This is a genomic window from Pseudomonas sp. KH_050 (genome assembly GCF_057838875.1).
In genome coordinates this window covers 1,903,240-1,917,487 of sequence record NZ_CM174478.1, presented here as the reverse complement: position 1 = coordinate 1,917,487, position 14,248 = coordinate 1,903,240, and the positions used below count along the sequence as shown (strand labels likewise).

Annotated in this window: 12 protein-coding genes and 1 pseudogene; 2 read left to right on the top strand and 11 right to left on the bottom strand. The window is 62.8% G+C overall.

All coding sequences use genetic code 11. The annotated features are described in order from the left end of the window. The first annotated feature begins 46 nt into the window (after positions 1–46). Positions 47–1,402, top strand: a complete 1,356-nt coding sequence (locus tag AC3IUA_RS08875; protein WP_489360100.1) for a spinster family MFS transporter — start codon at positions 47–49, stop codon at positions 1,400–1,402. Positions 1,403–1,580: 178 nt separating this feature from the next. Here AC3IUA_RS08875 and AC3IUA_RS08870 read toward each other — a convergent pair. The 11 genes and pseudogenes from AC3IUA_RS08870 to AC3IUA_RS08820 all read right to left on the bottom strand — a co-directional run. Continuing rightward, positions 1,581–1,704: pseudogene (locus AC3IUA_RS08870) on the bottom strand (ISL3 family transposase); the annotation flags it as partial. Positions 1,705–1,853: 149 nt separating this feature from the next. After that, positions 1,854–3,236, bottom strand: coding sequence for a DUF1329 domain-containing protein (locus AC3IUA_RS08865; RefSeq protein WP_489360099.1), 1,383 nt, complete (start codon positions 3,234–3,236; stop codon positions 1,854–1,856). 92 nt (positions 3,237–3,328) lie between these two features. Then, positions 3,329–5,008 (bottom strand): class I adenylate-forming enzyme family protein, encoded by a 1,680-nt coding sequence (locus AC3IUA_RS08860; RefSeq protein WP_489360098.1) that lies wholly within the window; start codon positions 5,006–5,008, stop codon positions 3,329–3,331. 110 nt (positions 5,009–5,118) lie between these two features. Further along, the gene (locus AC3IUA_RS08855) at positions 5,119–6,261 is read right to left on the bottom strand and encodes an acyl-CoA dehydrogenase family protein (protein ID WP_489360096.1); all 1,143 of its coding nucleotides are present in this window, start codon (positions 6,259–6,261) and stop codon (positions 5,119–5,121) included. Then, on the bottom strand, positions 6,258–7,478 hold the full coding sequence (locus AC3IUA_RS08850; RefSeq protein ID WP_489360095.1) for an acyl-CoA dehydrogenase family protein: 1,221 nt from the start codon (positions 7,476–7,478) through the stop codon (positions 6,258–6,260). The genes AC3IUA_RS08855 and AC3IUA_RS08850 overlap by 4 nt, the downstream gene beginning before the upstream one ends. Positions 7,479–7,543: 65 nt before the next feature. Next, positions 7,544–8,713 carry an acyl-CoA dehydrogenase family protein gene (locus tag AC3IUA_RS08845; RefSeq protein WP_489360094.1) on the bottom strand — a complete coding sequence of 390 codons (1,170 nt, stop codon included), beginning with the start codon at positions 8,711–8,713 and terminating at the stop codon, positions 7,544–7,546. A 10-nt stretch (positions 8,714–8,723) separates the two neighbouring features. Then, complete coding sequence (locus AC3IUA_RS08840; protein ID WP_489360092.1) at positions 8,724–9,902, bottom strand: lipid-transfer protein; 1,179 nt, start codon at positions 9,900–9,902, stop codon at positions 8,724–8,726. 17 nt (positions 9,903–9,919) lie between these two features. Next, positions 9,920–10,339: a MaoC family dehydratase gene (locus AC3IUA_RS08835; RefSeq protein ID WP_489360090.1), complete on the bottom strand. Its 420-nt coding sequence runs from the start codon at positions 10,337–10,339 to the stop codon at positions 9,920–9,922. Continuing rightward, positions 10,311–11,444, bottom strand: a complete 1,134-nt coding sequence (locus tag AC3IUA_RS08830; RefSeq protein WP_489360088.1) for an acyl-CoA dehydrogenase family protein — start codon at positions 11,442–11,444, stop codon at positions 10,311–10,313. The genes AC3IUA_RS08835 and AC3IUA_RS08830 overlap by 29 nt, the downstream gene beginning before the upstream one ends. 12 nt (positions 11,445–11,456) lie before the next feature. Further along, positions 11,457–12,425 carry a bifunctional MaoC family dehydratase N-terminal/OB-fold nucleic acid binding domain-containing protein gene (locus AC3IUA_RS08825; RefSeq protein WP_489360086.1) on the bottom strand — a complete coding sequence of 323 codons (969 nt, stop codon included), beginning with the start codon at positions 12,423–12,425 and terminating at the stop codon, positions 11,457–11,459. A gap of 56 nt (positions 12,426–12,481) precedes the next feature. After that, on the bottom strand, positions 12,482–13,267 hold the full coding sequence (locus AC3IUA_RS08820) for an SDR family oxidoreductase (RefSeq protein ID WP_489360084.1): 786 nt from the start codon (positions 13,265–13,267) through the stop codon (positions 12,482–12,484). 142 nt (positions 13,268–13,409) lie between these two features. On the opposite strand from AC3IUA_RS08820, the gene AC3IUA_RS08815 reads away from it, so the two are divergent. Further along, the gene (locus AC3IUA_RS08815; RefSeq protein WP_489360082.1) at positions 13,410–14,195 is read left to right on the top strand and encodes an enoyl-CoA hydratase; all 786 of its coding nucleotides are present in this window, start codon (positions 13,410–13,412) and stop codon (positions 14,193–14,195) included. Positions 14,196–14,248 lie beyond the last annotated feature (53 nt).

Below are 14,248 nucleotides of genomic sequence, written 5' to 3'. Positions count from 1 at the left end.
CAGGAGGACGATCCCGCGTACTAAAACAAGAACCGGAGTACCCGTTGTGAACCCACCCATCCGCATCACCTGGCGCGCGCACTACGCATTGTTCGTGCTGACCTGTATTTACGTCTTCAACCACATCGACCGGCAGTTGATGGCGATCCTGATCGAACCGGTGAAGGCTGAGTTCAGTATTTCCGACACGGGTATCGGCTTGCTTTCCGGCGTGACCTTCGCGGTCTTCTACGGCCTCTTCGGATTCCCTCTGGGACGCCTCTCCGACCGTATCGGCCGCAAACCGGTGATCGCCGCGTGTTGCATCGCGTGGAGCGTGATGACCATGGCCTGTGGCATGGCCAGCAGTTTCCTCACGCTGCTACTGGCGCGTGTCGGTGTGGCCGTCGGTGAAGCGGGCGGCACCGCGCCGTCGGTGGCCATGGTCGCCGAACTGTACCCGCCAGAGCGCCGCTCCACGGCCCTGTCGGTACTGATGATCGGTTCCGCCCTTGGCGCAATCTTCGGGCTTGGTTTGGGTGGTTGGCTGGCGCAACACTACGGCTGGCGTTTCGCCTTTTTGCTGTTCGGCGCTCCTGGCATTTTTCTCGGCCTGCTGCTCTGGCTCACCGTCCAGGCGCCAAAGGTCGCGGGACAAAAACCCGCCGCCGCGTCCGCACAGTTGGCGCAAGGGCCGGTCACGCAGGAAGGCTGGGCCAAGACACTTGCCCACCTGTTACAGACGCCGTCCTTCGTTTGGCTGGTGCTCACCGGCGGTGCCTGGGCCATCGCCGGTTACGCCATGGGCACCTGGAGCCCCAGCTTCCTGATCCGCTCCCACGGCTTGAGCCTGCAGGAAGCTGGGGTACTCGTCGGCGTAGCCGGTGGCATCGGCGCCACCGTCGGCACCCTGGTTTGCGGTGTGTTCACCGACCGCATGGCCCGGCGCAATCCCGCCTGGCAGGTTGGCGTACCCTTGTTGGCCACCCTGATCTGCATACCCTCCAGCCTGGCTTTCTTCCTCTGGCCACCGGGCATTGCTTTCCATATCGGCGGCATCCAAGTACCCACGGCGTTCCTTTTCTACAGCGTGTTCAGTTTCTTCGGCACCTGGTGGGCAACGCCGTGCCTGGGAGCGATCAGCCACTTGTTTGAACCTAAATACCTGGGCCAGGCCACTTCTATTTTCGTCATGGCAATGACCATGCTCGGCGTCGGCATCGGCCCGCTGCTGATCGGCGTGCTCAGCGACTACCTCACGCCAAGCCTGGGGGGTGAAGCGCTGCGTTATGCGTTGGCGGCGTCGGTCTCGATGGTAGTGCTTGCCGCGCTGTTCCTCGCCATGGCCCTGCCCCGTTATCGCACGCACCGGGCCCGACCAAGCGAGCCAGTCGCCGAGACCGCTGACGCAGTCATTGCCTGATCTCTCTTGATTCGTTGACACCTGGGCAGGCTCTGTCGCTGCCCATCCCCTTGACGTACCGCCTGCGCTTCAGGACTAGCTGACGCCGGCGCGCCGGCTGTTTATCGCCCTCTGCGCCCGATGACTTCCATTCAGTTGCTGACTCCCTCCAGACTGCCCCTGGTCCCTCGGCCAGCGAACCCCGCTGGGGAAGAGGTGCCGTGTGGGGAGTCAGATCGATCTGTAATGCATCGCCATCAGGCTTGATCCTGACAACAGCGGAACCCCTCCCGCACAGGGTGCAGAGTATTGATCACGCGCATGGAAACACCGGTTTTGGGTACGTGTTGACTCGAATGATCAACCTCCATCAAACCCACATTCCTGGTTGCTCCAGGATTGTGTGAACAACAAAAAAGGCCTCGCCGTAATCCGGCGAGGCCTTTGCTTGTAGCCAGTGTTGCTGAAGGTGTTAGCGCCCTATCGCACGTGCCGCATCCGCGGTGTACTGGTCCGGGGTGAATTTGCCTTCGTTGAGGATCGGCCCTTTCTTCGCTTCGTTGGTCATGCCGTAGCCGGTGTACTGGCCGGAGTTCAGGTCCATGAAGAACTGTGAACCGGCCTGCCAGCCGCTCATGTCGGGGTGGTAGTAGTAGTTGATCATGGCGTGCTTCCACAGTTGCCCACGGGCGTCGTAGTTGTCGGCCATGACCGCGTTCCACGTGTCTTCGTCGAGGAACAGCACGCGTTTGCCATAGACATGGCGATAGCCTTCCTTCAAGTCGGCCTCCAGCACCCACACACGACGCAACTCATAACGCATGAAATCAGGGTTGGGATGGTTGGGCGTCAGTACGTCGGCGTACTTGACGGTCCCTGCGTTAGGCTTGAACGCGTTGGCCGGGCTGTAGATCTCGCGCTTGCCGATCAGTTTCCAGGTGAAACGCTCCGGTGAACCGTTGTACAAGCGGTCTTCGTCGATGGTCATGGTGCCGTTGGTACCGAGCATCGGCTGATCGAAACCGTAGCCCGGCAGTTGCCGTACGCGCCGGGTCGACGGGCTGTAGGTCCAGGCCTGGCGCGCATCGGTGCCGAAGTTGTAGGGTTCATGGGAAATGCTGAGGGTGCCGTTGTCGCGTGCCGGTTTGAGGGTCATGTTGTTGCTCATGGCCGCAATCTTGTCTTCGGTCCTGGAGTCGGCGGTCGGTGAGTTGCCCAGTGCCAGGTTACGAGCGTAGGCACGCCCCCAGCCAATGCTGCCGTTAGGCAGGACCGAGGCCAGGTCGGAGGTTTTTTCCTCGGTGTAGGCACGTGCCGGCAGTTGGTGATTCCACAACACTTCCATGCCGTTTTTCGGGATCGGGAACGGCACCTGGCCTATCCCGGTGAAACCTGCACCGTCGTTGACCAGCTTGGCGTTCAGCGCGTTGTCCATCGCACGGCGGCAGACGTAATCGGGATAGCGGAAATCCCGGTGGCCGGGGTAGATGTTCATTTTGTAGGTGGTCGGGTATTTCTTCAGCAGGGCCTTCTGCCCTTCGGTCAGGTGCGACTCGTACTGGCTCATGTTCTGCGCAGTGATCACCAGGATCGGCTTCTCCGCCGCATAGGGATCAACCGGTTGGTCACCGGAGAACTTCACATGATTCCAGCCTGGCACTTCACCCAGGTACTTGCCGGTGTACGGCGGAATGGTGCCCTCGGCATTACCCGCTTGCTCGGCGCCGACACAGGTCAGCTCCTTGCCCAGTTTGGCGGCTTCCTGAGGTGACACCGCGGCGTGCGCAGAACCCATCAGCCCGCTATTGGCTGTGACTGCGACCGCGAGCATGAGACCTGTTTTTGTTATTTTCATGTGATGCCTCCTTCGCTGATAAGGCTTTGTGGTGTGTACCCATTGTTCGTGTTCTGCCGGCCCCGACATCGTCCGGAAAGACTAAGGAAACGTTATGCGCCCAACTTTTCTTGCAGTTGTGCCTTGAGCACTTTGCCGGTGGCATTGCGTGGCAAGGGTTCGAGTACCCGGTAGACCCGCGCCGGTACTTTGTAGGCAGCCAGACGCTCGGCGATGAAGGCGCAGATTTGCGCCTCCTGGGGCAGCGTCGATGCCTGGCCATGCACGGCCAGTCCCAGCGTCTCACCCAGCAAAGGGTCGGCAATGGCGAACGCCGCTGCTTCCAGGACGCCGGGCATATCGAGGATGCAGGTCTCGATTTCAGCGGCGGAAATCTTCTCGCCACCGCGATTGATCAACTCCTTGACCCGACCGGTAATGGTGAGGAAACCCTCATCGTCGAGGTAGCCGATATCACCGGTGTCGAGCCAACCGTCGCGCAGGCTTTGTGCAGTGGCCTCGGGCAGGTTCCAGTAGGCGCTCATCAACGTCGGCGTACGCAGCCAGATCACCCCACGAGTGCCCGCCGACTGCGGCTGGCCAGGGCTGTCACCGATGCGAATATCGACGATCGGCAACGCCCACCCCGCCGTCGCCGGCTTGTAGACAAACTGATCGCCACCAATCGCCGCGCCAATGCCATTGCTTTCGGTCAGGCCGTAGCCGGCACCGCCGATGACGTCGGGCTTGATCTTGAGCATGTCGTCGAGCACGTTGGCGGACGATGCGCCGCCGCCCAGGCCCAAACCGAACAAACTGGCGGTGTGCTCAGTGCCGAAGCGCGGCGAGGCGAGCAACTGCTGCATCATCACCGGCGCGCCGTTGAACTGGGTGCAACGCTCATCGCGAATCAGGTCGATGGCCCGTTCGACATCCCACTTGTACATCAGCATCAAGCGTCGACCGCCCCGTAATGCCGACAAGAACTGCGCATGCAAGCCACTGACATGGAACAGCGGAACCGCCGCCAGCGTGGTGGGCGCAAAGCCGCTGTTGATCACCACGCCGATGCGCTCGGGCGAACTCATGGCGCAAAACGCGCCCTGGAAATCCAGCGCGGACAGCGCCTGGCAGATCGCCCAGTGACTGGACACGGCACCCTTGGCGCGGCTGGTGGTGCCCGAGGTGTAGAGGATCAGCGCCGGTGCATCGGGGTCGATTTCCAGCGCAGGCACCGACACTGCCGGCGCGCTGATCAGGTCTTCGTAACTCAGGCAGTATTCGGGCAAAGCACCCTGGGCCCCGACGACAATTGTCGTCCGCTGCTCACGGGCCAGGTCTACGCGCAGGGTATCGAGGCGCGCTTCGTCGCACAGCAGCAGGCGCGAGCCGCTGTCCTGCAACGCGTATTGCAACTCATCGCGCAGGCCCCAACTGTTGAGCGGCACACACACCGCGCCACAGCGCAGGATCGCGGCGAAGGCCACCAGCCACGTCGGCTGGTTACGCATGGCAATCGCCACCCGCTCGCCGGGTTGCAGGCCAAAACGGGCGACCATCTGCCCGGCAAGGCGGTCAACCTGGTCGTAATATTGATTGAAGGTCAGGCGTTGCGACTGCCAGACCAGAAACTCACGGTCGCCGTGGACACGACCGGCGTCGATCACCTGCAGCAGGTCGTGCGCGGCGTGACGGAAATAGCGTGGCGCGCCGTCATCCGGCTTCACCACTTCAAAGGGCGAACCGGGGGCGATCAGTTGGTGCCACGCGGTTTGCCAGCGTTCAATGCTCATTTTTGTTTTCTCCAGAACGGGCGAAAGACCTGTGGGAGCGGCCAGCACATTCAATATCTTCATGGCCTGACACTCCGCCTTCGCGAGCAAGCCCGCTCCCACAGGGGGGTTTACGCGTGGGCCGAATACCGTTCGCAATGGAAATCCCGGTCGCCCAGACAGCTCTGTGCAACGCGAGCACGCTTGAGGTACAGGCCGACATCCAGCTCGTCGGTGACGCCAATCCCGCCGTGCATCTGCACCGCTTCGTTGGCCACCTTGATCGCCGTGTCGCCGGCCTTCCATTTCGCCAGGCTGACCAGTCGAGCGCGTGCCTTGGCATCGAGGCTGGCGTCATCCAGGGTCGCCAGCGCGGCCATCAGGGCGCTGCGGCTCAGCGCCAGGTCGATGTACATCTGTGCGGCGCGATGTTGCAGGACCTGGAAGGTGCCGATCGGCGTGTCGAACTGCACGCGAGTCTTGAGGTACTCCAGGGTGGTCTCGAACAGTTGCTCGGCCATCCCCAACAGCTCCGCAGCCAGGCAGGTGCGGCCCCGGTCCAGTGCGGTTTCCAGCGCGGTCCAGCCTTCGCCCAGGCTGCCCAGAAGCGCCTCTGCCCCCAGTCGCACGTGGTCCAGTTGCAGGCGTGCGCTATTGCGCGAATCGATCAGCGACAAGGCGTTGACGGTCAAACCCTGCGTATCGGCGGGCACCAGGAACAGGCTGATGCCTTGCGTGTCGCCCGGCTGCCCGGACGTGCGCGCCGCCACCACATAGGCATCGGCGCCCAGCCCGTTGACGACCCAGCACTTGTCGCCGTGCAAGCGGTAGCCCTGCCCCTCGGCCTTCGCCTCAAGGGCAATGCGGCTCGGGTCGTGGCGCGAGCGTTCGTCCACGGCCAGGGCCAGGCGCTGTTCGCCTCCGATCACTGCTTGCAACCAGTGCGTCTGTTGCGCCGAGTTGCCCGCCAGGTGCAGCAGCGAACCACCAAGCACCACGCTGGATAACAGCGGCGAGGCCGACAGGTTGCGGCCCATGGACTCAAAGATCGGTCCCAGGCCCTTGCAGCCGAAATCCAGGCCGCCGAAATCTTCCGGAAACGGAATTGCGCTCCAGCCTAGCTCGACCGCGTCCCGCCACAACTGCGCATCGAAGCCCAGCTCCACCGCGTCATCGCGCAGTCGACGCTGGGCGCTGACCGGGCTGCGGGCGGCGAGAAAGTCCCGCGCGCTGTCGGCCAGCAAACGCTGTTCATCGCTATAACGCAGGCTCATGACTGTGCTCCTGTTTTCACGGAAGGCTTCTTCACTTCAGGCAAACCAAGCACACGCTTGGCGATGACATTGAGCTGTATCTCCGAGGCGCCGCCCGAGATGGTCAACGCGTAGCTGTTGAGCCAGGCGCGAGTGATCGCCAGTTGCTGCTCGCTGAACGCCGGGCTTTCCCAGCCGAACGCATGCCCGGCCATGGCATCGAGCAGTACTTCGAACTTGTCGCGCTCCTGTTCGGTGTGCACCAGTTTCATGATCGACATCAGGCCACCGATGTCATCACCGGCCCGTGCCTCTTCGCCCATGCGCTGCACAGTCAGGTTGTAGGCCTGCTCGTTCATCGCACAGGCCGTGGCCCGAGCCTGCAACGCGTGTTCGCTTTGGGTCTGTGGCGCCGGCACGTACTCACGCATCAAGGCCAGCAGGTCGAAGTGCGACGGCAGGCTGAACTCGCCGAACTTCGACATGGCCTTGCGCTCGTGCTGCAACAGGTACTTGGCCAGGTTCCAGCCACCATTCAACGGCCCGATCAACTGGCTCTTGGGCACCTTCACACCATCGAAGAACACCTGGCAGAACGCCGATTTGCCGCTGATCAAATCGATCGGCTGTGGCTTGACCCCAGGGCTGCGCATGTCCAGCACGATCAGGCTGATGCCTTCATGTTTCGGAGCGCTGAAGTCGGTGCGCACCAGCGCATACATCCAGTCAGATTTATCGCCGTAGGAGGTCCAGATCTTGCTACCGTCCACCACGAAGTGGTCACCGGCATCGCGGGCGGCCATTTTCAGGCTGGCCAGGTCGGAACCTGCGTTCGGCTCGGAGAAGCCCTGGCACCAACGCACTTCACCCCGGGCGATCGGCGGCAGCAGATCGCGTTTCTGCTCATCGCTGCCGAAGGCCAGCAACACTGGGCCGAGCATCCAGATGCCGAGGTTGATTTGCGGCGGCCGGCATTTGATCCGGCGCATTTCGCTTTCCAGCACCGCCAGTTCTTCGTCGGTCAGGCCCGCGCCACCGTATTCCACCGGCCATTCTGGGCAGAACCAGCGCTTGTCGCGCATGCGTTCGAACCACAGGCGCGCGTCTTCGCAGGGAAATTGCGGATTCTGGCTGCCCCACACCACATCGCCTTCAGCCATTCCCGTGCGCATCGACAGCGGACAGTTGGCCTCCAGCCAGGCACGGGTGTCGTGCCGGAATTGCTCGATAGTGCTCATGAAAGTCCCCTTCGACCCGCCCCGGTTCCGGGGCGAGTACGTTTTTTGTTTTTGATGGACGAGCGTCAGCGTTGGGTGCGTGGCATGCCGAGGCCAAACTGGGCGATCAGTTCGCGCTGGATTTCATTGGTGCCACCGCCGAAGGTCAACGTGGTCACACAGCGCAACTCGAACTCAAGTTCGCCCTGCAGCAGGGTTGCCGCCGAACCGCTGCGCATCGAACCATTGGCCCCGACGATCGCCGCCAGCTTGCGCAGGATTTCGATGGCCGACTCCGAGCCGAACACCTTGGTGGTCGAACTCAGCGCCACGCTCATGCGGTCGTGCTCCAGGTCGGCGGCGATGCGCATGTTGATCAGGCGCATGGCCTCCAGGCGCGCATAACATTCGGCCAGCGAGCTGCGCACCCAGGCCTTGTCCATCGCCCGACGGCCCTGTTCGTCGCAAGCCCGCGCCCACAGGTAAACCCGACGGAACAACGCCACCACCTTGTCCGACCACGTGCCCAGGCCGAGGCGCTCGTGGTTCAATTGCGAGGTAATCAGCTTCCAGCCACCGTGCAACTCACCCACCAGCATCTCTTTGGGCACCCGCACGTTGTCGTAGTAGGTGGCCGTGGTCGGGATGCTGGTGGTCGGAATCAGTGTGTGGGAGAAGCCCGGTGTCAAGGTGTCGACGATCAGCAGCGAAATGCCTTTATGCCGCGCCTGGGTCGGATCGGTACGGGCCGCCAGCCAGACGAAGTCGGCGGATTCGGCACCCGAAGTCCACAGCTTGTTGCCATTGACCACGAAGCCCTGGTCGTCCTGGCGAGCACTGGTTTTCAGCACCGCCAGATCGCTGCCGGCTTCAGGTTCGGAGTAACCGATGGCGAACATGATTTCGCCCGCGGCGATGCCTGGCAGGAAACGTTCTTTCTGCAGCTCGCTGCCGTGAGCCATCAAGGCCGGGCCGACGGTGCTGATGGTCACGAACGGCAGCGGCGCCCCGGCGATGTTGGCTTCTTCGAAGAAGATCAACTGTTCGGTGGCGGCGTAGCCCTGGCCGCCATGGGCCTTGGGCCAGCCGACAGCCAGCCAGCCATCGCGGCCCATCTGGCGGATGGTCTGGCGAAACAGCTCGCCCCCTTCCTTGCCGCGCAACTGGTCACGCATGTCCGGGGTCATCAGGGCCTGGAAATAGTCCCGCACCTTGTGGCGCAGGGCATGTTGTTCGGGAGTGAGGTCGACGAACATATGCTGCTCCTTAGGCTGCGCCGAGAATCAGGCCGCTGGTGGGTACGCCGGTGCCGGCCGTGACCAGCACGTTCTGCACATCCGCCACTTGGTTGACCGCTGTGCCACGCACCTGGCGCACCGCTTCGGCGATGCCGTTCATGCCGTGGATATAGGCTTCGCCCAGTTGCCCGCCATGGGTGTTGATCGGCAGTTTGCCGCCACGGGCGTGGTGCCCGGCGCGGATGAACTCCTTGGCTTCGCCGCGTTTGACGAAGCCGAACTCTTCCAGCTGCGGCAACACGAACGGAGTGAAGTGGTCGTAGATCACAGCGGTCTGGAACGCGTCCGGGCCCAGGCCCGACTGGCGATACAGTTCGCGGGCGACCACGCCCATTTCCGGCAGCCCGGTAATGTCTTCGCGGTAGAACGAAGTCATGCTCTGCTGGCCGTGGCTGATGCCTTGTGAGCCCGCCTTGATGGTCACCGGTTTCTGCCGCAGGTCACGGGCGCGCTCAGCCGAGGTGATAACCATCGCCACTGCGCCATCGGATTCCTGGCAGCAGTCGAGCAAGTGCAACGGTTCGCAGATCCAGCGTGAAGCCTGGTGTTCTTCCAGGGTAATTGGCTTGCCATGGAAAAACGCCTGGGGGTTCGTCGCGGCAAAATCCCGCGCCGCCACTGCGACCCGACCAAAGTCCTCGGAGGTGGCGCCATAGGTGTGCATGTAGCGCTGGGCAAACATGCCGACCCAGGCTGCCGGCGTATGGAAGCCGTGAGGCATGTACCAGCCGTAGTTGACATTATCGAAGGTCGGCGTCGAGGCGAACCCGTAGCTGCCAGTACCAAAGCGATACCAGGAGCGTTCGTTCATGGCGCGATACACCACCACCACTTTCGCCATCCCGGTCGCCACCGCCATGGCCGCGTGCATCACGGGGCCGCAGGCTGCACCGCCACCGTGGGGCACTTGCGAGAAAAACTTCACGTCCTTGCAACCGAGCAAACGGGCAATTTCGTATTCCGGGACCTTGTCCACGGAATAGGAACTGAAACCCTCGACCTCGCTCGGGTCGATGCCGGCGTCCTTGAGTGCGCTCAAGGTGGCTTCCAGGGCCAGGCGCAATTCGGTGCGGCCGGAGTTCTTGGAAAATTCGGTCGCGCCGAGGCCAACGATCGCGGCGCGCCCGGAAATCGATGAATCAGTCATCTGTGTCTCTCCGGCTGTCAGGGCAGGACCAGCGCGACCGTGCCGGTCACGTGGTTGCCCATGGAATTTTTGCCGCTCAAGGTGATTTCCACCGCGCGGGTGTCGGCGTCGAGGCTGGTGACGCTGCCGCTGAAGGTCATGCAGTCGCCGGGATAATTCGGCGCACCGAGTTTGATTTTCAATGCGGTGAATTGCGCCAGCGGCCCGGCCCACTGCTCGATGAACCGCTGCACCAAACCGTTGGTGGTGAGGATGTTCATGAACACATGGGGCGAACCCAAGGCACGAGCTGCGTCCGCGTCGTGGTGGCCGGGGAAATAGTCACGAGTGGCAATCGCGCCGCCGTTGATCAGGGTCACTGTGACCGGCACCGCCAGTTCCGGCAGTGCTTCGCCGGGGCGCACGTCTTCAAAGCGCTTGGTGTTCTTCGAGGTCATATTTCCATCCCAGCTTGTCGTTATTGTTGAGCCAGTCGCCCAGGCGTTCCAGGTTTGCCGCCGAACCACCGAGGGCAAGGCAGAGGCCACGGCTCCAATAGAGAAAACGGTGGATCGGGTACGTCAGGTCGACGCCAATCCCGCCATGCACGTGCTGTGCGATGTGGCCGATACGGTGCCCCGCTTCACAGGCCAGCCAGGCGGTGGCCAGGGCTTCGGAAGGCGCCGGCAAGCCTGCATCGATGCGGTAGGCCAGTTGCCACAGCGCCGTGCGCAAGGCTTCGACGGCAATGTGGTTGTCGGCCATGCTCATCTGCACCGCCTGGAAGCTACCGATGGCGCGTTCGAACTGCCGACGCTCGCTGACATAGGTCACGGTGCGGCGGATCTGCTCTTCGCTGACCCCCAGTTGCAAGGCAGCCAACGCTGCCACGCTACGCAGTTCCAGCCAGGCGACAGCCTCGGCCGGCAACAGCGCCTTGGCGTTCACGGTCAAGCCTTTGATGTGCAGGTCGGCCACCGCTTCGCCGTGGGTCAACACCGCCGACACCCGTTGTATCTCGGGCGCTGACAGGTCGAGCAGAAGCAAACGCGGTTGCCCCTCGGCCTCCGCCAGCACCAGCGCGGCCCGGGCTTGATCGCCCATGGAAAGGGCCGCGACCCGGCCGTTGATCGACCAGCCTGCGGCGCAGGGACGTGCTTGCAACTCGATGCCCAACGCACTGCTCAAGCCATCGACGGACAGGCTCAACAACACCTCGCCGGACGCTGCCGCGGCGATCCACTCTGCACTGGCGCTGGCATCGAAACGAGCCAGGGTCGCGGCCGCCAGTTGATGGCGCCACAACGGCACCTGGGCAAGGGCCTTGCCTTGGGCCTGCAACACCAGCATCAGCTCGGTCATACCCAGGCCGCTGCCGCCGTGTTCTTCGGGAATGGCCAGCGCTTGTAGCCCGGTCTCGATGCACAGTTTCCACAGCGGCGCCATCATTGGCTCGCCGCTGGTGTCCCACTGGCGCATGTAGTCGTCATGGCAATGGTCGACAAACAGGCTGTCGGCCATCTGCGCAATGGCGCGCTGGTCTTCACTTAATTCGAAATCCATGGTGACTGGCTCCTACGCGTCTACCGGCCGGAACATAGGCAGGGTCTGCTGGTCATCGAAGGTCTGGAATTCGACCTGCAAGCGCTGGCCGATCTGTATTTGTTCGCGTTCGATACCGACCAGTCCGGCGATCAGGCGCACGCCCTCCTCCAGCTCGATCAGCCCGATGGGGTTGGGGTAATCGAACGGCGGTACTTCGGGGTAGTGCATGACCACGAACGAATACAGCTTGGCGCGGCCGCTGGCTTCCACGGTGTCCCAGTCGAAGCTGTGGCACTCGATACACACCGGTGCCGGTGGATGACGCAGGGTCTTGCACGCGGTGCAGCGCTGGATCAGCAACTGGCCCTTCTCGCAGCCTTCCCAGAAAAACCGGGTGTCATCGCTGATGCCCGGCAGCGGGCGCTTGGGTTTGGCTGGTGTAGCATCCACTTTGGCGGGTGCCTGGGCATTGGCCGGGCGGAACTTGAACACGCGGAACAACAACTCGCCCACTGGCTCGTCGCCTCCAGCCTTTTCGACGAAGTGGCTCATGATCAGGGTGACGAAGAAGCCGGTGCCCAGGGCGGTGGTTTTCTCATCGCCGACCGAATCCAGGCGCGTGGTGTAGTAGAGCTTTTCCCCCAGCCGCACCGGGCGGGTAAAGCTCAGTTCGGAGTTCACCGCCACGGTGGAGGCATAGCCATGGGCTTCCATTTCCTTGAGCACCTCGTAAGGGTTCTCGTCGGTGGAGCCAGGCGGATAATTGTTAGCGTGCAGGCCCTCCATGGTCCACACCTGCAGCATGGCAGGCGGGGCGATCAGGCCCTCATGTTCGGTGCCCAAGGCAAAGGCCGGGTCGGTGTACAGCGGGTTGTCCACGCCCATGACCTCGCACCACTGGCGAATCATCGGTGCGTTGACCTCGTCCCAGGCATACACGCGGCCGTACTGGCGCCCCACCAGGGCGCGCACATTGGATAGCAATTGTGGATCAGCCAAAGTCGTCTCCTTCACATTGAAGGCGGCCACCGAACCCGGTCGCCGCAATAGGTCGATCAGGTGGGCAGAACCTGCGCGGCACCGAGAAATGCCGGGCGTTCACCACCGCCATGCAGCAACAGGTTGCAACCGCTGGCGTAACTGGCCAGCGGTGATGCGATGTAGAGACAGGCGTTAGCGATGTCTTCGGCCACCGCCATGCGTGCGGCCGGAATGCCAGCAGCGACGGCGGCGATACCAGCCTCGGAGCCGTAGTGCAGATGGGCCTGCTCGGTCCGCACCAGACCCGGGCTGATCGCAACCACCCGCACCTTGGGCCCCCACTCCACCCCCAGCGATTGCACCAGCGCCAGCACCCCGGCCTTGGCCGCGCCGTAGGCAGCGGTGCCTGGCGAGGAACGCAACGCACTGATGCTGCCGATAAAGACAATGCAACCGCCCTGGGCTTGTGCCTGCATCAGCCGGTTGGCGTGCTGGGCGACGTTGAGCGGCGCGATCAGATTCAGGCCGATGATGCTTTCATGAAACCTGGGCGAGGCTGTGGCCGCGTCGGCGGCAGGGCTGCCGCCGGCGTTGTTGATCACCACATCGAGGCGCCCGAAGTCGCGCTCGATGCTGGCAAACAGTCGTTGCAGGGAATCGTGGTCACGCACATCGGCGGCAATGAAGGTCGCGTTCTTGCCACCCTGCGTCGGCACCTGTTCAGGCTCGCGTCGAGCACAGACGATCACCCGTGCGTTCGCGGCCAGGAACCCCTGCGCGATACCAGCGCCGATGCCTTTGGTGCCACCGGTGACCAGCACCACCTTGCCGCTGTAATCAAGACCCGAATGCAGCTCCATCATGTGCTCCTTTTTCTACTGACAAGGGTCACTCTAGGGACGAACTCAGGGCCAAACTACGTCTGAACGGACGATGAAAACCAAACCTTGCGAACAGGACACTGACGGTCATTCACACGTTGCCTGGTCCTTGAAGATGCCCATGTCCGATTCATCCGTTGCACCGGTTCTGCTCGAACACCCTCTGCCGGGCGTGGCATTGTTGCGGCTCAACCGGCCGCAGGCGACCAATGCCTTGAGCCTGGAATTGCAGGCGCTGCTGTCGCGTCATTTCAGTGCTCTGGCGGTCGATCCCGAGGTGCGTTGCATCGTGCTGACGGGCGGTGACAAGGTGTTTGCTGCCGGTGGCGACATCAACAGCATGGCCGGGGTCGGTGCCATCGATATCTACAAGCGTCACACCGAGCGGGTTTGGGGACCGATCCAGCACTGCCCCAAGCCAGTGATCGCAGCGGTCTGCGGTTACGCCTATGGCGGTGGTTGCGAACTGGCGATGCACGCTGACCTGATTGTGGCTGGGCGCAGCGCGCGCTTCTGCCAACCGGAGATCCGCATCGGCATCATGCCCGGCATTGGCGGCACCCAGCGGCTGGTGCGCGCGGTGGGAAAGGTCAAGGCAATGCGCATGGCGCTCACCGGCCAGCCAATCAGCGCCGAGGAAGCCTGGGTCGCCGGGTTGGTCAGCGATCTGGTTGACGATGACCAGGTGCAGGCCCACGCCCTGGAACTGGCGCGTGTGATCGCAGCAATGCCGGCCCTGGCTGCCGAACAGATCAAGGAAGTGATTCTGGCGGGCATGGACGCGCCACTGGAAGCCGGCCTGGCACTGGAGCGCAAGGCCAATGCGTTGTTGTTCGCCTCACTCGATCAGAAGGAAGGCATGCAAGCCTTTATCGAGAAACGCCCGGCGCACTTCGAAGGCCATTGACTGCTGCCTGCCAAAAAACACCGCCGACAGAAGCGACGAGGCCGCTGACCTGT